Source organism: Cellulosimicrobium sp. 72-3, from assembly GCF_013127315.1.
Classification (GTDB): Bacteria; Actinomycetota; Actinomycetes; order Actinomycetales; family Cellulomonadaceae; genus Cellulosimicrobium; species Cellulosimicrobium funkei.
In genome coordinates, this window is record NZ_CP053419.1 from 65,922 (window position 1) to 81,821 (window position 15,900).

The 15,900-nt window shown below is 74.4% G+C and carries 18 protein-coding genes; 9 read left to right on the forward strand and 9 right to left on the reverse strand.

The features are described from left to right. The first annotated feature begins 23 nt into the window (after positions 1–23). Entirely contained in the window at positions 24–401 is a 378-nt protein-coding gene (gene gcvH, locus HKK73_RS00295) for a glycine cleavage system protein GcvH (RefSeq protein ID WP_021483687.1), read from the forward strand. 63 nt (positions 402–464) lie between these two features. Here gcvH and HKK73_RS00300 read toward each other — a convergent pair whose 3' ends face one another. The 3 genes from HKK73_RS00300 to HKK73_RS00310 are packed head-to-tail and all read right to left on the reverse strand — an operon-like array spanning position 465 to position 4,446. Continuing rightward, the gene (locus HKK73_RS00300; RefSeq protein WP_074804131.1) at positions 465–1,034 is read right to left on the reverse strand and encodes a hypothetical protein; all 570 of its coding nucleotides are present in this window, start codon (positions 1,032–1,034) and stop codon (positions 465–467) included. Continuing rightward, the gene (locus tag HKK73_RS00305) at positions 1,031–1,531 is read right to left on the reverse strand and encodes a pyruvoyl-dependent arginine decarboxylase (protein ID WP_043653117.1); all 501 of its coding nucleotides are present in this window, start codon (positions 1,529–1,531) and stop codon (positions 1,031–1,033) included. The genes HKK73_RS00300 and HKK73_RS00305 overlap by 4 nt, the downstream gene beginning before the upstream one ends. Continuing rightward, the gene (locus HKK73_RS00310) at positions 1,528–4,446 is read right to left on the reverse strand and encodes a response regulator (protein ID WP_171467166.1); all 2,919 of its coding nucleotides are present in this window, start codon (positions 4,444–4,446) and stop codon (positions 1,528–1,530) included. The genes HKK73_RS00305 and HKK73_RS00310 overlap by 4 nt, the downstream gene beginning before the upstream one ends. 70 nt (positions 4,447–4,516) lie before the next feature. Between HKK73_RS00310 and HKK73_RS00315 the strand changes: the two genes are divergently transcribed. From HKK73_RS00315 to HKK73_RS00340, 6 genes are all read left to right on the forward strand, one after another. After that, positions 4,517–4,912 (forward strand): response regulator, encoded by a 396-nt coding sequence (locus tag HKK73_RS00315; protein WP_043653120.1) that lies wholly within the window; start codon positions 4,517–4,519, stop codon positions 4,910–4,912. Beyond that, complete coding sequence (locus HKK73_RS00320; protein ID WP_171467167.1) at positions 4,909–5,262, forward strand: Hpt domain-containing protein; 354 nt, start codon at positions 4,909–4,911, stop codon at positions 5,260–5,262. The genes HKK73_RS00315 and HKK73_RS00320 overlap by 4 nt, the downstream gene beginning before the upstream one ends. A 109-nt stretch (positions 5,263–5,371) precedes the next feature. Next, on the forward strand, positions 5,372–5,665 hold the full coding sequence (locus tag HKK73_RS00325) for a hypothetical protein (RefSeq protein ID WP_043653125.1): 294 nt from the start codon (positions 5,372–5,374) through the stop codon (positions 5,663–5,665). A 170-nt stretch (positions 5,666–5,835) separates the two neighbouring features. Next, on the forward strand, positions 5,836–6,090 hold the full coding sequence (locus HKK73_RS00330) for a helix-turn-helix transcriptional regulator (RefSeq protein WP_043653127.1): 255 nt from the start codon (positions 5,836–5,838) through the stop codon (positions 6,088–6,090). A gap of 79 nt (positions 6,091–6,169) precedes the next feature. After that, entirely contained in the window at positions 6,170–6,598 is a 429-nt protein-coding gene (locus tag HKK73_RS00335) for a (deoxy)nucleoside triphosphate pyrophosphohydrolase (protein ID WP_085386939.1), read from the forward strand. 71 nt (positions 6,599–6,669) lie between these two features. Then, positions 6,670–8,496 (forward strand): lipase family protein, encoded by a 1,827-nt coding sequence (locus HKK73_RS00340; RefSeq protein ID WP_253705721.1) that lies wholly within the window; start codon positions 6,670–6,672, stop codon positions 8,494–8,496. A gap of 52 nt (positions 8,497–8,548) precedes the next feature. Here the strand turns inward: HKK73_RS00340 and HKK73_RS00345 are convergent, their stop codons facing one another. Further along, positions 8,549–8,932, reverse strand: coding sequence for a hypothetical protein (locus HKK73_RS00345; protein ID WP_085386937.1), 384 nt, complete (start codon positions 8,930–8,932; stop codon positions 8,549–8,551). 113 nt (positions 8,933–9,045) lie between these two features. Here HKK73_RS00345 and HKK73_RS00350 point away from each other — a divergent pair, with 113 nt between their 5' ends. Both HKK73_RS00350 and HKK73_RS00355 read left to right on the forward strand, forming a co-directional pair. Next, positions 9,046–9,468, forward strand: a complete 423-nt coding sequence (locus HKK73_RS00350) for a VOC family protein (RefSeq protein WP_171467168.1) — start codon at positions 9,046–9,048, stop codon at positions 9,466–9,468. A 42-nt stretch (positions 9,469–9,510) separates the two neighbouring features. Then, on the forward strand, positions 9,511–10,800 hold the full coding sequence (locus HKK73_RS00355) for an amidohydrolase (protein WP_171467169.1): 1,290 nt from the start codon (positions 9,511–9,513) through the stop codon (positions 10,798–10,800). 7 nt (positions 10,801–10,807) lie between these two features. On the opposite strand, the gene HKK73_RS18845 is transcribed toward HKK73_RS00355, so the two are convergent. The 5 genes from HKK73_RS18845 to HKK73_RS00380 all read right to left on the reverse strand — a co-directional run bounded on the left by HKK73_RS18845 (position 10,808) and on the right by HKK73_RS00380 (position 15,843). After that, complete coding sequence (locus HKK73_RS18845) at positions 10,808–11,812, reverse strand: DUF2510 domain-containing protein (RefSeq protein ID WP_216608024.1); 1,005 nt, start codon at positions 11,810–11,812, stop codon at positions 10,808–10,810. 84 nt (positions 11,813–11,896) lie between these two features. After that, positions 11,897–13,252, reverse strand: a complete 1,356-nt coding sequence (gene clpX / locus HKK73_RS00365) for an ATP-dependent Clp protease ATP-binding subunit ClpX (RefSeq protein WP_171467170.1) — start codon at positions 13,250–13,252, stop codon at positions 11,897–11,899. A gap of 84 nt (positions 13,253–13,336) precedes the next feature. Beyond that, positions 13,337–14,548 carry an AFG1/ZapE family ATPase gene (gene zapE / locus HKK73_RS00370; protein ID WP_171467171.1) on the reverse strand — a complete coding sequence of 404 codons (1,212 nt, stop codon included), beginning with the start codon at positions 14,546–14,548 and terminating at the stop codon, positions 13,337–13,339. Between the two features lie 9 nt (positions 14,549–14,557). Then, complete coding sequence (locus tag HKK73_RS00375) at positions 14,558–15,502, reverse strand: permease prefix domain 1-containing protein (RefSeq protein WP_085386933.1); 945 nt, start codon at positions 15,500–15,502, stop codon at positions 14,558–14,560. Continuing rightward, entirely contained in the window at positions 15,499–15,843 is a 345-nt protein-coding gene (locus HKK73_RS00380) for a PadR family transcriptional regulator (protein ID WP_043659819.1), read from the reverse strand. The genes HKK73_RS00375 and HKK73_RS00380 overlap by 4 nt, the downstream gene beginning before the upstream one ends. Between the last annotated feature and the right edge of the window lie 57 nt (positions 15,844–15,900).

A 15,900-nucleotide genomic window follows, 5' to 3' on the forward strand; every position in this document is an offset into this window, starting at 1 on the left:
CCGTCGTCCCGAAGGAGAACCCCATGACCGAGGCCCAGTTCCCGGCGCACCTGCAGTACACGGCCGAGCACGAGTGGATCGACGGCTCGACCCCCGCCGTCGTCGGGATCACCGCGACGGCTGCCGAGGCGCTCGGCGACATCGTCTACCTGGAGCTGCCCGAGGTGGGCGCCGAGGTGACGGCCGGGAGCGTCATCGGCGAGGTCGAGTCGACCAAGTCCGTGTCGGAGCTCTTCTCGCCCGTCACGGGCACGATCGTCGAGGTGAACCAGGCGGCGGTCGACGACCCGGCCGTCGTGAACTCGGACCCGTACACCGACGGCTGGCTGTTCAAGGTCGACGTCGTCGACACGGGCGACCTGCTCACCGCCGACCAGTACGCGGCGCACGTCGGCAGCTGACGACCGGGCCGGGGCGGCGCGGACCGCCCCGGCACAGGGTCGGCGGAACGGTCGGCGGAACGGTCAGCGGAACGTCGTCGCGTAGTACGTCTGCTGGTCGACGGTCTCGACCTCGACGTCCTGCGTCCGCTCGAGGTGGCGGCGCAGGTTGTCCGCGAACCGCAGCGAGTCGTCGTTGAACCGCGACACGTCGTAGGCGCACACCACGCGGTTCTCCGCGAGGTGCGCGACGAGCGCGTCGATCATGTCCATGAACGTCCGGCTCGCCCGACGGCCCGGGTGGGCGAGCGTGAAGCCGATGTACCAGACGGCGCCGCGCGCGGCGTGCTCGGGGTAGCGCGCCGCGAAGAACTCCGGGCTCACCCACGGGACCGCCGCGAGGTCGGTCGCGAGCGTCGTCAGCCCGACGGCCGCGCCGTCGTCGTCGTGCGCGAGGAGCTTGAGCACCCGCGGGTCGCTCATCTCCTCGTCGAACTCCTCGCGGTGCAGCACGTGCCGGGCCGCCGCGCGCGTGCGCAGCGGCTCGAACGCCTCGAGGTACAGCTCCCAGAACCGGTCGGCGAGCTCGCCGTCCACGGTCTGCTCGAACGTCACCGCGGCGCGCCCCGCGCCGGCGCGCGTCGGCGCCGTCACCGGGTCTCCCCGTCCCAGCCCTCGCGGCGGTACGCGGCGACGACGACGGAGCACACGGGCAGCGACTCGCAGCGCACCCCGGCGACCCGGCGACCGGCCGGGTGGAACCGGTTGCCGCGCGTCGCGGCCAGGTCCTCGAGGCTGAGCGTGAGGTCCAGCTCGAGCTGCTCGTGCGACGGCGCCTCGTGCTCCACGAAGAGACCGGCACCGCTGTCGTCGTCGCGCAGCGACCACGCCACGCCGGCCCACGCCTCGTGACCGGGCATCACGGCGTGCGCCTCGGCGTACACGCAGTAGAGGAGGTCGCCGTGCCCGCCGTACCCCTCCTCGAGACGGTCCACCTCGACCACGCGGGACCCGGGCGGCACGACGGAGCTCAGCCGGACGAGGTTGAAGTCGCCGACGCCAGCGTCCGTGAGCGCCGCGTCGAACGCGGAGAGCTCGGTCCTCCCCGTGCCCGTCCCGTGGCTCACGTAGATGATGGGTCCCGCGGTCATGTGTTCTCCGTCCCTGAGGCTCTCGCCCCGTCGTCGTGCGCCGTGCCCCAGCGGCCCGCGGCCGTGTCCAGGAGGTCGAGCACGGGTTCCAGCAGCTTCTCGGGGGCGGTGCTCCCCTTGCGCAGGTAGACGGTATCTCCCAGCCGGAGGTCCGCACGCTGGTGCGCGTCGAGGCGCGCCCCGCTGTAGATGACGAGCGGGACCCGGCTCAGGCGGCCGTCCTGGCGGAGCGCGTCGACGACCTCGCGGCCCGCACCGTCGGGCAGCGTGAGGTCGAGCACGACGAGCGCCGGTTCCTCGCCGCCCGCGAGAACCTGCAGCGCCTCGCGGACGCTGCGCGCCAGCGTGACGACGAGGCCCGCCCCCTGCAGGACGGTGCGCACGACCTCCCCGACCTCCGGGTCGTCCTCGACGACGAGCACGTGCTCGTGGTGCGGGCGCAGGCTGACGACCTCCCTGACGGTGCGCTCGAGCTCCGCGGGCGCGACCGGCTTCACGAGCCAGCGGTCGGCGAGGGACGCCGTCGCCACGGACTTCGAGGGCTGCGAGCCCGAGACGATGACGACGGGCACGTTCGCCGTCGCGGCGCTCCGGCGCACCCGGTCGATCACGTCCTGCCCGTCGCGCCCCGGCATCGCGAGGTCGAGCACGACGGCGGCGGGCCGGGCGGCCTCGATGGCCGCGAAGGCGAGCGTGCCGTCGGTCACCCCCACGACGTCGTACCCGCGCGACTCCAGGACCGCGCGCAGCACGTCGACGACGTACGCGTCGTCGTCGACCACCACGACCCGGGGGCGCGGGTCGCCGGGCGCCGTCGCGGGCACCTCGTCGACCGTGCCGAGGACCGGCTCGGGCCGGGGGAGCGTCGCGCGGAAGGTCGCGCCCGTGCCCTCGCCGCGGCTCTCGGCCCAGATGCGGCCCCCGTGGCGCTCCACGATGCTCTGCGAGATCGCGAGCCCGAGCCCGCTGCCCCCGCGCTCGCGCGAGTCCGACGCGTCGACCTGCTCGAAGCGCCGAAACACCGTCTCGAGCTTGTCCGGGGGGATGCCGCGTCCCTCGTCCTCGACGCGGAGCTCGACCATCTCCCCGGCGGAGCGCGCGGACACGCGGACCGTCCCGCCCGACGGGGAGAACTTCACGGCGTTGCTCAGCAGGTTGGTCAGCATCTGCACGACGCGGTCCCCGTCGACGGCGACGACCTCGTCGGTGTCCTCCTGCACGATCTCGACGCCGGCGTCGCGCGCGAGCAGCCCGACCGGCTCCGCGGCCGTCGAGACGAGGTCGGCCACGCGGTGGTCGGCCCGCTCGAGCGGTGTCGTGCCCGAGTCCATGCGCTCGATGTCGAGGATGTCGTCCACGATCCGGTTGAGGCGGTCGCTGCTGGACCGCGCGACGTGCACCATGCGCGCCGAGCGCTCGGGGAGCGTGCCCAGGGCCCCGCTGTCGAGCAGGCCGAGCGCGCCGCGGATCGCGGTGAGCGGCGTGCGCAGCTCGTGGCTCACGACGGACACGAACTCGTCCTTGAGCCGCTCGACCTCCCGCCGGTCCGTGATGTCGCGGAACACGACGACCGCGCCCAGCGTGCGGCCGTCGTCCTTGAGCGGGCTCGCCGTGACCTCGACGGCCACCTCGGAGCCGTCCTCGCGGAGGTAGACGTCCTGCTCGGCGACCGCGGTGATGCCGTCGCGCACGGCCTCCCGGATGTAGCAGGAGTCAGCGGGATAGGGGTTGCCGTCCGCGTCGGGGGCGTGGAAGAGCGCGTGCGCGTCCCGGCCGATGAGCGAGTCGGGGCTCGCGCCGAGCGTGCGGGACGCCGCCGCGTTGACGAAGGTGACGCGGCCGTCGGGGTCGACGCCGTAGATGCCGTCCGCCACGGACTCGAGCGTCCGCGCGCGCTCGCCGGCGAGCGCGCGGAGCTGGGACGTGCGCTCCTCGACGCGTCGCTCCAGGCCGTGCAGCAGCGACTCGTTGTCGGCGACGACGAGGATCTGCCGTGCGACGACGGCGAGCAGCACGACGACCCACAGCGCGTTCGGGGCCCACGTGAAGCCCGTCGAGGACTGCACGACCCGGATCAGGGCGGCCGCGAGGAACAGGCAGAACGTCACGGTCGTGCCCAGGATCGCGGACCCCTGCGCCCGCTCGTCGGCCACCGGGCTGCCGCTCGCCGCCCGGTGCCGCGCGGCGAGCGCGATCATGAGGTACCCGCCGACCCACCCGACGTCGATCGGGCTGCCGAACGTGAACGTGCCGTCGGCAGAGAGCAGGGCGAACGCGACGTCGGCGACGGCGTAGAGCACGAACCCGCTGCCCACGAGCACGAGGGGCACCCGCTCGGAGGCGGTCGAGCGGGTCATCACGAGGACGGCGAAGGTCGCGAGCAGCGCGTCCACCACCGGGAGCGTGTACGCCGTGACGGCCGTGGTGCCGGTCGGCGGGGCCTCGGCCGAGCGGAGCGTCACCGCGTAGAGCGCGATGTACAGCACCGAGCCGCCGACGACGACGCTGTCGAGCAGCATCCGCCCGATCTCCTTGCCGCGCGGGCGCACGGTGGGGAAGAACGCGAGCCCGACGATGCCGAGGACCAGCGCGGCGATGTAGGCGTAGTCGCCCGTCGACGGGTTGTCGACCAGGCCCGCGTAGACGTTGCCGACGAGACCGACCACGCCGCCGAGCGCGAGCAGGCTCCACGCCCGACGCCGTCGGCCCGTCGAGCGCGCCGCGCGCCACCCGCAGCTCGCCGCGGCGATCGCCCCGGCGCTCACGATCGAGGCCTGCGAGACCGTGCGTCGCGTCTCGGCGTCGAGGGGGCTCGCGAGGACCGCGGCGAGGAGCACGAGGAGGACGCCGACCACCCAGCACCAGAGGACGAAGGGGTCGTGCGTCCGCTCCGCCGGTCCCCGCTGCCCCACCATGCGTCGAGCGTAGGGGACCGCCCGTGGGCGCGCGCTGCCGGGCACGGGCTTCTCGGCTAGCGTCGGGACGATGGACGCGGAAGGGCAGACCAGGCGGCGCGTGGTCGTCATCGACGACGACCCGTCGATCCGCGAGGTCGTCGAGCTCGCGCTCGACGTGGTGGGCGGCTACGAGGTGCACGTCGCCGCCGACGGCGACGAGGGCGCGGCGCTCGCCGAGCGCGTGCGGCCCGACGCGATCGTGCTCGACGTGATGATGCCCGTCGTGGACGGGCCCACCGTGCTCGCGCGCCTGCGGACGCGCCCCGCGCTGCGTGACGTTCCGGTCGTCTTCCTCACCGCCAAGGTCGGCGCGGGAGAGATCTCGCGCCTCGACGGCCTGGGCGCGGCCGGCGTCATCACGAAGCCGTTCGACGCTCTCGACCTCGCGGCCCGGCTCGGCGCGCTCCTCGGGTGGGAGCCGTGACGGCCGGCCCCGACGGCCGTGCGGAGGACCGGCTCGACGCCGCGCTCGTCGTGCTGCGGCAGCGGGCGCGCGCCCGGAACGCGGCCCGCGTCGAGGAGGCCGCCCGCCTCCTGGGGCCCGGGGCGGACGGCGCGGAGGAGCCCTCGGCCGAGGCCGTCCTGGAGGCTGCGGCGCTGTGCCACGCCGTCGCCGGGTCTGCCGGGACGTTCGGCGACGACGACACGACCGCGGCCGCGCGTGCGCTGGAGGCGGCGCTCCGCGGGAGCGACCTCGCCGCGGTGCCGGCACGTCTCCAGCGCCTGCGCGCCCTGACCGACGGCGCCCGGGAGGGCACGAACCCCGAGTCTTGAGCAAATCTTGAGGTTCTCCTGCGGCGGACGTGGGATTCCCCCGAGGACCGCGCACCAGGGTGGTGGGTGCCGAGGGGACGGTCCCCTGGACTGGCAGGGGGGTACTCCCATGATCGACACCGTGACGTCGCCCGACAGCCCGACCCGACGCGAGACCCGTGCGAGCCACGGGCCCCGCGTCCCGACGCCGACCTACCTCACGTCGGGCCCGCAGGCGAGCATCGACGCCGCCATGGCAGCGCTGAGCGACACCGTCGAGCGCACGCTGCAGGAGGACCTCGCCCAGGGAATGCTCCCGACGGTCGAGCAGATGAGCGTGAGCGTCGTGACCCGTTCGACGGGTTCCGTCGAGGACTACACGGCCGTCGCGCTGCTGCTGCTCTCGTACCAGCACCTCGTCTGACCTGCACCGACGCCGCTCCGGCGGCACCTTCGTCCCGGGCTGGACGAACGTCCTGAAACTCGTCGCGAGAAGTCGCGTCATGAAACGACTCCTGTCCCATCCCTTCATGTAGCACCAACCGGAACTCGCCACGTGGGGATGACGTGACCGGAGAGCATCTGGAGGAGAACATGAGCACCATCGAGCTGGTCCGCCCCGTGGCGGCCCCGTCGGAGCGGATCGCCACACCGATCGCTCCGCTGACCCGCCGGGAGCGGGTCGTCCTGTCGAACCTGTCTGAGGACGTCACGCTCGAGCAGATCGCCACCAAGCTCTTCGTCACGCGCAACACGGTCAAGTCGCAGGTCCGCAGCCTCTACCGCAAGCTCGGCGTCTCGACCCGTGCCGAGGCCGTGGCCTGGGCACGGGCGGCCGGCCTGCGCTGACGAACGGCTCCGCGGCCCTCGCAGGCCGCGGTCACGGTCGCGTCACCCGCACGTCACGACGCCGTGCGACACTCCGCGTATGACTCTGCGCAGACTGGTGGTGGCCGCGGCGATCGTCGACGATCTCGTCGCCCCGCGGCTCCTGCTCAGCGCGCGCCGGTCCCGTCCGTCGCACCTCGCGGGCCGCTGGGAGTTCCCCGGGGGCAAGGTCGACCCCGGCGAGACCCCGACGGAGGCGCTGCACCGCGAGCTCCGCGAGGAGCTCGGCGTGGCCGTGGAGCTCGGTGACGAGATCGTGGGCCCCGACCACGGGGCCTGGATCATCACCGACCGCCACGTGATGCGCCTGTGGTTCGCGCGGGTCACCGCGGGAGAGCCCCAGCCGCTCGTCGAGCACGACGAGCTGACCTGGCTCGACGCCGGGCGCTGGCTCGACGTGCCGTGGCTCGACGCCGACGTGCGCATCGTCGAGGAGCTCGCGCGCCAGGTGGCGCCCGAGGCGGTCTGACCGCCGACCCCTCCCGGCCTGCGCCACGCGCTCCGCGCGCGCCCTGCGGGACGCGTGGCTACGGTCGCGACGTGAGCCGAACCACCGCCCGGGCGCGCCGCGCGCTGCGCGACCTCGGGGACCGCCTGCCGCCCTGGGCCGCCGTCGTGCTCGGCGCCGCCGCGACCGCGCTCGGCGCCGCCGTCGTGCTGCGGCCGTTCGCCTCGCTCGCGGTCCTCGTCGTCGCGGTTGTCGCGGCGTTCGCCGTCCTCGGCGTCGCCGAGCTCGTCGGCGACGGCGGCGCGCCCCCGGACGCGCGCGGCCCCCGCGCCCTGCGCGTCGTGCGCGGGCTGCTGTTCCTCGCCCTCGCGGTCGCCGTGCTCGTGTGGCCCGCGCCGACGATCGGGGTCGTCGCGCTGCTCGTGGGCGTCGGCCTGGTCGTCGCCGGGGTCCTCGACGTGGTCGACGGCGTCCGGTCGTCCGGCACGGACCGCTGGGCCCGCGTGGCGGTGGGCGCGGCGTCCGTGCTGCTCGGCGCGCTCGCGCTCGTCTGGCCGGACGTGACCGTGCTCGTCGTCGCCGTGGTGCTGGGGGTGCGCCTCGTGCTGCTCGGCGTGCGGCTGCTCGTCGCCGGGGTGCGCCGTGCGCGCGCCGCGCGCCGTCCGCCCGAAACCGTCGCCGCGCCGTCGCGCCGGTCCCGGTCGGCGCGCCGCGGCCCGGCCGCGCTCGTCGGGGCCGTGCTCGCGTTCGTCGCGGCCGCGGGGCTCACGGGCGTGAGCGTCGCCGTGCAGCGCGCCGCGCCGCACGCCGACGCGTTCTACGACGCGCCCGACGCGCCCCCGGACGCGCCCGGGAGCCTGCTGCGGGCCGAGCCGTTCACGCGGCAGATCCCGGACGGGGCGACGGCCTGGCGCATCCTCTACACGACGACGCTCGACGAGGGGGAGCCCACCGTCGCGAGCGGCCTCGTCGTCGTGCCCGACGGCGTCGGGACGGACGGCGGAGCGCCGCCGCCCGTCGTCGCGTGGGCGCACGGCACCACCGGCTTCGCGCGCGGGTGCGCGCCGTCGGTGCTCGACGAGCCGTTCGAGTCCGGCGCGTTCTTCCTGCTCGACGACGTGCTCGCGCGCGGCTGGGCCCTCGTCGCGACCGACTACGCCGGGCTCGGCACGCCGGGACCGCACCCGTACCTCGTCGGCCAGGGCGAGGCCCGCTCCGTGCTCGACGCAGTGCGCGCGGCCCGCGCCCTCGACGATGCGACGCTCGGCGAGCAGACCGTCGTGTGGGGCCACTCGCAGGGCGGGCACGCCGCCCTGTGGACAGGCGCCGCCGCGCCCGCGTACGCCCCCGACGTGCCGCTCGCGGGCGTCGCCGCGCTCGCTCCCGCGAGCGACCTCACGGCCATGGTGTCCCACCTGGAGAACGTGCCCGGGGGGAGCGTGTTCGCGTCGTACGTCGTGGCGGCGTACGACGCGGCCTACCCCGACGCGGACGCGATCGAGGCCGTGCGCCCGGGGGCGCGCCTCGTCGTGCACGAGATGGCGTCCCGCTGCCTGTCCGAGCCGGGCGCGCTCGTCTCCGTCGCCGAGGCGCTGTCCATGGACCAGCCGCTGTGGACGACCGACCCCACGGACGGCGCCCTGGGGGAGCGGCTCGCCGAGAACGTGCCGACCGGGGCGGTCGAGGCGCCGCTGCTCGTCGCGCAGGGGGCGTCGGACCCGCTGGTCCTCCCGAGCACGCAGGACGCGTACGTGGGGGAGCGGTGCGCGGCCGGGCAGCCGGTCGACTACCGCACGTACGAGGGGCGGGACCACGTCGGCCTCGTCCAGGCGGACTCGCCGCTCGCCCCCGACCTCGTGCGCTGGACCGAGGCGCGCCTCGCGGGCGAGCCGCCGACGCCCACCTGCGCCACCGGCTGACGCGTCGGCGTCGCCGCGTGCCGTGGCGAGGGCGGACGGCGGCCGACGGCTGTCAGGGGCGCTCGTCGTCCGCCGTGTCCGCCACGTCCGCCGTGCCCTCCGCGTCCGCCGCGCCGGCGCGCGCCCGGAGCAGGCTCGCCACGTCGGCGAGCGTGCTGCCCACGGCCCGCGGGGCCCGGTCGGGCCGCAGGTAGCGCTCGTCGTCGTCCGGGGTGCCCACGGCCGGGCGAGGCGGCGCCGTCGGCCCGTCCCCTGGCGAGGCGCCAGGCACGGCACCCGGCTCCGGCAGCCCCTGCACCACGCGGCCCCCGTCGGCCCGCCAGGCGAGCGTCGCGTCGACGAGGCGCCGGTACACCCCCGCGTCGAGCGGGTCGCGCAGCCACGCGTCCGCCGCCTCCGCGACGTGCCGCGCGAGGCGCCCGTCCTGGTCCGTCACGTCGTCTCCCGGTGGGTGGTGTGCCGTCGTCGGTCCCATCCTCGCGTGCCGCGACCGCACCTGCTTGCGAGCGCGCGGGCGCGGCGCGACGGTGGCGAGCGGAGGTGGTCACCGTGGCCGACGTGTTCCCCCGGATCGCCCAGGTCGTGCTCGACACGACCGACGCCCGCGCGCTCGCGGAGTTCTACCGCGGCCTGTTCGGGCTCGAGTACCGCGCGGGCGACGAGCCGCCCGCCGCGGGCGAGCCCGACTCCGACGGCGCGGACTGGCTCGTGCTGCGCGCCGCACCGGGCGGGGTCCAGCTCGCGTTCCAGCAGGTCGGGGCGCTCCCGCCCTCGACGTGGCCCGACGACGGCGTGCCTCAGCAGCTGCACCTCGACTGCACCGTGCCCGACGTCGCGGAGCTCGACCGGCAGCACGACCGCGCCCTCGCGCTCGGGGCACGGCTGCTGCTCGACCGGTCCGACGACCCGGACGAGCCGCTGCGCGTCTACGCCGACCCGTCCGGTCACCCGTTCTGCCTCTTCGTGGGCTGACGCGCGGTCGCCGCCCGTCGCCGGGCGCGGGACCATGCGTGCATGACCGCGACCCCGCTGACCGCCGCCGAGCTCACCGACGTCTACACCGACCTCCACCGGCACCCCGAGCTCGCGTTCGCCGAGCACCGGACCGCCGGGATCGTCGCCGAGCGGCTGCGCGGCTGGGGGTACGACGTGCACGAGGGGATCGGCGGGACCGGCGTCGCGGGCGTCCTCGCGAACGGCGACGGACCGCGCGTCCTGCTGCGTGCCGACATGGACGGGCTCCCCGTCACCGAGCTCACCGGCCTGCCCTACGCCTCGACGGACACCGCGACCACGCCCGACGGCCACGAGTCCGGCACCATGCACGCGTGCGGCCACGACGTGCACGTGACGTGCCTGCTCGGCGCCGCGGCCGAGCTCGCCGCGCACCGCGACACGTGGTCGGGCACGCTCGTCGTCGTCTTCCAGCCCGCCGAGGAGGTCGGCGGGGGAGCGCGGGCGATGGTCGCGGACGGGCTGTTCGACCGGACCGGCGGGCGGCCCGACGTCGTCCTGGGGCAGCACGTCATGCCCCTGCCCGTGGGCGTCGTCAACCTCACCGCCGGGCCGGCGATGGCCGCGACCGACTCGTTCCGCGTCACCCTGCACGGCAAGGGTGGTCACGGCTCGAGCCCCGAGTCGACGGTCGACCCCGTCGTCATGGCGGCCGCGACGGTCATGCGGCTCCAGGGCGTGGTGTCGCGGGAGGTGGGGGCGCGGGAGTCCGCGGTCGTGACCGTCGGGGCCCTGCGCGCCGGGACGCAGGCCAACATCATCCCGGGGTCGGCGGAGCTGCTCGTCAACGTCCGGTCCTTCACGCCGCAGGTGCGCCGTCGCGTGCTCGACGCGATCCACCGCATCGTCGACGCCGAGGCCGCGGCGTCCGGGGCGCCGCAGGCGCCGGAGTACGAGGAGGTCTCGACGTTCGACCTCATGGTCAACGACCCCGCCGCCGCCGAGCGCACCCGGGCCGTCCTCGCTCGCACGCTCGACGAGCAGCACGACCGCATCGAGGCCGCGGGCGGGCGGGCCGCGGTCGTGTCGCTGCCGCCGCTGCCCGGCTCCGAGGACGTCGGCGACCTCGCCACGGCCGCCGGCGTGCCGCTCGTCTACTGGAACCTCGGCGGGTTCGACCCCGCGCTGTTCGCCGCGTTCGACCTGTCCACCGCGACGGGCATGGGCAACCTGCCCGACGGCGTCGCCCCGAACCACTCCCCGTACTTCGCGCCCGTCCCCGAGCCGACGCTCGACCTGGGCGTCGCGCTCCTCGTCGCCGCGGCGCGCGACTGGCTGCGGACCGCGTAGGACAGCCCTACTGGGTGGCGACGAACACCTCGTCGGCGAAGTACCCCGGAGTCACACGGATCAGGCCGGGGTCTCCCGCCGGGACCGCGATGACCGTGTTCCCGGTCGTGGTGCCGCCCGTGTACAGCTCGTCGATACCGAGGCTTGGGTCCGGCGGGAGCGCAAAGGTGTCGTACGCGGCCAGGACCTCGCCGGTGCTGGCGACGTAGTCGATGCCCACCGCCATGGCGAAGCTCGACTCCGCGCCCGTGTAGGTGATCGTCGCGTTGATCAGCGCGTAGGTGAACCCCTCGGGGGCCGGCTCGTTGTACAGGTCGGGTGCCATGACCGCGTCCGTCGCGTCGAGCTGCACCGAGTTGATGGTCACGTCGAAGTCGTCGCCGCTGATGACGCTGCCGAGCGGGACCGGGTTGTCGCGGCTGCCCGGCTCGGAGGCCGCCTCCTGCTCCGTGTCCGTATCGGTCCCCTCCGCCGCGCCCTCGTCCTCGGCAGGCGCCGAGTCCTCGGCGTCCGGGGTGGTCACGGTGACGTCCGAGCCGCCGAAGGCCTCGTCCACCGAGTCGCTCACCACGGTGAAGAAGACGATGAACCCGACGATCGTCCCGACGACGGACAGGACGAGCGCCGTGACGACCGGCCACTTCTTACCCTGCACGAAGAACCCGATGATCGACAGGATGAAGGCGATCGGGAGCAGCACCCAGCCGATGATCAGCGCGCCGGGGATGCAGGCGAAGACGAACCCGACGACCGCGGCGGTCAGCGCCACCCAGCCGAGGGGGTGGACCGTGCGGGCGGTGGCCGTCGTCGCGCCCGGGTAGGCGGTTCCGTAGGCTGCTGCCGAGGGGTCGCCGCCGGGGGCGCCGTAGCCGGTTCCCGGAGCGGCAGGCTGGTTCTGCGGGGCCGGGATCGTGTGCTGCGTCCACGACGATCCGTCCCAGTACCGCTGGACACCGGTCCCGCTGCCGTCGTCGTACCAACCGGGTGCCGGAGAACCATCGGGCGTGCTCATGGGCACATGCTAGGTGGGCGTGGTGAGCGCCCCGGCACCGGTCGAACGGAATTCACCCGGTCGTCCGGTCGACGGTCGTCGGGGTCAGGCGGACTTCTCGCGCGGGGTGCGGGCGCGCGCGGTCGTGGTGCGCGGCACGATCGTGGGATTGACGTTGTCCAGCACGACCTCACGCGTGATCACGACCCGCTCCACGTCATCACGCGACGGTACGTCGAACATCACCTGCTGCAACACCTCCTCCATGATCGCGCGCAACCCCCGCGCCCCCGTCCCGCGCAACAACGCCTGCTCCGCGACCGCCTCGACCGCACCCGCGGTGAACTCCAGCTCCACCCCGTCGATCGCGAACATCCGCTGATACTGCTTCACCAACGCATTCCGCGGCTGGGTCAGGATCCGCACCAACGCCTCCCGGTCCAACGCCGCCACCGACGCGATCACCGGAAGGCGCCCGATGAACTCCGGGATCAACCCGAACCGGTGCAGATCCTCGGGGCGCACCTGCGCGAACAGGTCCTCCCCCGCACCCGTCTCGATCGGCGCACCAAAACCCACACCCCGCTTGCGCGCCCGCGCCGCCACGATGTCGTCCAACCCCGCAAAAGCCCCCGCCACGATGAACAGCACGTTCGAGGTGTCCACCTGGATGAACTCCTGGTGCGGGTGCTTACGACCACCCTGCGGCGGCACCGACGCCGACGTGCCCTCGATGATCTTCAACAACGCCTGCTGCACACCCTCACCCGACACGTCCCGCGTGATCGAGGGGTTCTCCGCCTTGCGCGCCACCTTGTCGATCTCATCGATGTAGATGATGCCCGTCTCAGCCTTCTTCACGTCGAAGTCCGCCGCCTGCACCAGCTTCAGCAGAATGTTCTCCACGTCCTCACCGACATACCCCGCCTCGGTGAGCGCCGTCGCGTCCGCGATCGCAAACGGCACGTTCAACATCCGCGCCAACGTCTGCGCCAGATACGTCTTGCCCGTCCCCGTCGGACCGATCAACAAGATGTTCGACTTCGCCAGCTCCACGTAGTCCGGGTCGTCGGTCGCGAGGGCCTCGCCCGCCTCCTCGGCGGCAGCGGCGGCGCGCACGCGCTTGTAGTGGTTGTGCACCGCGACGGCCAGCGCCCGCTTGGCGCCGTCCTGCCCGACGACGTAGCGGCTGAGGTGCGCGAAGATCTCGTGCGGCGTGGGGAGCGGGCAGCTGCCGGTGACGATGTCCTGCTCGGCCGACTCCGTCTCGCGGTCCTCCTCGACCATCTCGAGGCAGAGCGCGACGCACTCGTCGCAGATGAAGACGCCCGCGGGGCCCGCGATGAGCCGCTTCACCTGCCGCTGCGACTTGCCGCAGAACGAGCACGTGAGCGCGTCCGCCGCGCGGGGCCCGCGCTGACCGCGCGCGCCGCCGTCGTCGGTGCCGTCGGAGCGTGCCACCAGGTGCCTCCAGTCGAGTCGGTTGCGGCCGATCGTAACCGTCGCCCACGACACCCCCGCACGCGAGCCCTGGGACGCGCCGGGTCAAGCGTGCGGGACGTCGTCCGCGGGGACGCCGCCGCCCGCGTCCTCGGTGAGGAGCTGGAGCCGGCTCGCGGTGCGGAACGCGTCCGGGCGGTCGGGGAGCGCGGTGCGGAAGGTGCCGAGCGCATGGGGCGACGTGACGACGAGCTCGACGTCCGCGTCGACCAGCACGTCGACGACCGCGATGAACCGCTGCTGCGCCTCGCGGTCGACGGCGGTCAGCAGGGGGACGTCGGTGACGACCCACCGGCGGAAGCGCACGGACCAGTCGAGGTACTCCAGGGTCGACGTCGGCCGGCCCGCGAGGTCGTCGAACGTCACCCACAGCTCGTGCGCGCGCGCCGCCGTCACGGGGAACGTGCGCGACCCGGTGCGCACCGCCGTCGCCTCGTCCGCGCCCGGGCGGCGCAGGCCACGGGCGTCGAGCTGCGCCGTCGTGCCGGGGCGGAGCCACGCGCCCGCGGCGAACCCGGCGCGACCGCGCCCGCCCAGCGTCCGGTAGTCCGTGGGTCCGGCGAGCTCGACGACGTCGAGGTGCGCGCGCAGGAGCGCGATCCCCGGCTCGGCGACGTGGTGCCACAGCGGGTTCGGCAGCAGCGTGCCGGGCTCGTAGTTGGACGTCGCGAGCACGACGACGCCCGCCGCGAACGCCCGGCGCAGGAGCCGGGTGAGCAGGGTCGCGTCGCCGGTGTCGTGGAGGTGGAGCTCGTCGAGGTAGAGCAGCGTCGTCCCGCGCAGGAGGCCGTCGATCGCGGAGTCGACGGCGCCGGGGCGTGGCTCCGGCGACTCCTCCGACGGCCTGGGCGGCGTCGGCTCCGCGACCGGCGCGGTCGCCCGGGTGCGCCACCCGCGCGTCGGGCCACCCTGCCCGACGGCGGGCCGCGGCCCGGTGAGGGCGGTCACCCGTCGGGCGTGGATCGCCGCGTGCAGCTCGCGGAACAGGTCGTACACGTGGACCCGCTTGGTCGCGCCGGCGGGGAGCCCGTCCGCGACGGCCGCGAAGAACGCCCCCGCCAGCCACGACTTCCCCCGCCCCGCGGGGCCCCACACGTACAGGCCGCGGACGGGGCGCCGTCGGGCCCCGGCGAGCTCCTCCCCGAGCCGGACGAGCCGGTCGAGGAGCGCGGACTGCGCCGCGTCGAGCGCGAACCCGTCACGCGCGGCGGCCGCCTCGACCGCGCGTCGGACGCGGTCGAGGCGGCGGCTGGTCACCGGGTCAGCCTAGGCGCGACGACCACGCAGGGTCTTGACCCAGACGTCGATGACGTCCCAGGCCGCGATGACGACGGTCGCCGCGATGATCCCGTTCGAGAGCCACGTGAGCGAGTCGCCGCCCGTGACCTCGAGGAACGCGGGGTTCACGAGGCGGTCGGCGCTCGCGAGCCACACGACCACCCCGGCGAACAGGGCCCCGATGACCGTGTTGACGGCGGCGAGCCCGATGGTCCACCGACCGCGTGCGTACACGAGGATCGTGAGGACGATCTCGGCCGCGACGAGCGCGACGAGCACGCCGGTCCAGACGGGCCACAGGTCGGGGTGCAGCACGGGGACCGCGGTGCCGTCGGGGCCCCGGTAGGTCGCGACGTTCTGGAGGAGCAGCACGGCGGCGACCAGGACGAGCAGGCCGACCGACACGACCGTGTCGACGAGCGTGACCTCGCGGGGCGCGCGCTCGGTCGGGAGGCGGTCGACCGTCCAGGGGCCGGTGAGCTCGTCCCGGCTCCGCGGGGCGCCGTAGCGCTCCAGCAGGACGAAGACGAGGGTCGTCCAGAACGCGATCTGGAGGGCGACCGAGGCGGTCGTCCAGATGCCGCTCCAGATGGCCGACCCGACGGGGCCGCCGTCGACGAGGTCCGTCGTAAGCACGATCGCCCCGGGGATGAGGCTGACCCAGAGCAGCACCTTGAGGAGGCGCAGCCAGTCGAGGTAGAGCGTCGGCCCGATGAGGTACAGCGGGCGACCGGCGAGGTCGGCCGCGAGGCGGTCGGGGTCGCCGAGGTCGTTGAGGACGTCGGTCTCGGCTCGGGCCGGGTCGGCGCCGGCCTCGACCTTGGCCTCGACCGCGTCGGCGACGGACGTGCGGAGCTCCTGCTCGAGGTCGGCGTGCTGGCTCGCGGGGACGCGGCGCAGCGTGGCGGCGACGTAGCGGTCGGTGAGCGTCATGACGTGCCTTCCTGGGAGTCGATGGTCTGGAGGCTCCGTGCGATCGCGAGCCACTCGTCGAGCAGGTCGCGGGCGAAGCGCTCGCCCGCGGGGGAGGTGCGGTAGAACTTGCGCGGCCGCGCCTCGTCGGTGTTCCACTCGCTCACGAGGAGGCCCTGCTTCTCGAGCCGGCGCAGGAGCGGGTAGAGCGTGTTGGCGTCGACGGGGACGCCCGCTGCGGCGAGCGCCTCGAGGAGCCCGTAGCCGTAGCCGGGCGTGCGCAGCAGCAGCAGGCTCGCGACGACGACGGAGCCGCGGCGCACCTCCTGGCTGTGCCCGGCGTAGATCTCGGGATCGGTCATGTCACACACCATAGTGTGTGACGCACAGTATAAGCAAGAGACACATCATCGTGTCTA

Coding starts and splice junctions, on each gene's coding strand:
- HKK73_RS00330 (WP_043653127.1), top strand. CDS start 5,836: ATGAGCACCATCGAGCTGGTCCGCCCCGTGGCGGCCCCGTCGGAGCGG.
- HKK73_RS00375 (WP_085386933.1), bottom strand. CDS start 15,502: ATGACGCTCACCGACCGCTACGTCGCCGCCACGCTGCGCCGCGTCCCC.
- HKK73_RS00355 (WP_171467169.1), top strand. CDS start 9,511: ATGACCGCGACCCCGCTGACCGCCGCCGAGCTCACCGACGTCTACACC.
- HKK73_RS00325 (WP_043653125.1), top strand. CDS start 5,372: ATGATCGACACCGTGACGTCGCCCGACAGCCCGACCCGACGCGAGACC.
- HKK73_RS00380 (WP_043659819.1), bottom strand. CDS start 15,843: ATGACCGATCCCGAGATCTACGCCGGGCACAGCCAGGAGGTGCGCCGC.
- HKK73_RS00305 (WP_043653117.1), bottom strand. CDS start 1,531: ATGACCGCGGGACCCATCATCTACGTGAGCCACGGGACGGGCACGGGG.
- gcvH (WP_021483687.1), top strand. CDS start 24: ATGACCGAGGCCCAGTTCCCGGCGCACCTGCAGTACACGGCCGAGCAC.
- HKK73_RS00315 (WP_043653120.1), top strand. CDS start 4,517: ATGGACGCGGAAGGGCAGACCAGGCGGCGCGTGGTCGTCATCGACGAC.
- HKK73_RS18845 (WP_216608024.1), bottom strand. CDS start 11,812: ATGAGCACGCCCGATGGTTCTCCGGCACCCGGTTGGTACGACGACGGC.
- HKK73_RS00335 (WP_085386939.1), top strand. CDS start 6,170: ATGACTCTGCGCAGACTGGTGGTGGCCGCGGCGATCGTCGACGATCTC.
- HKK73_RS00310 (WP_171467166.1), bottom strand. CDS start 4,446: ATGGTGGGGCAGCGGGGACCGGCGGAGCGGACGCACGACCCCTTCGTC.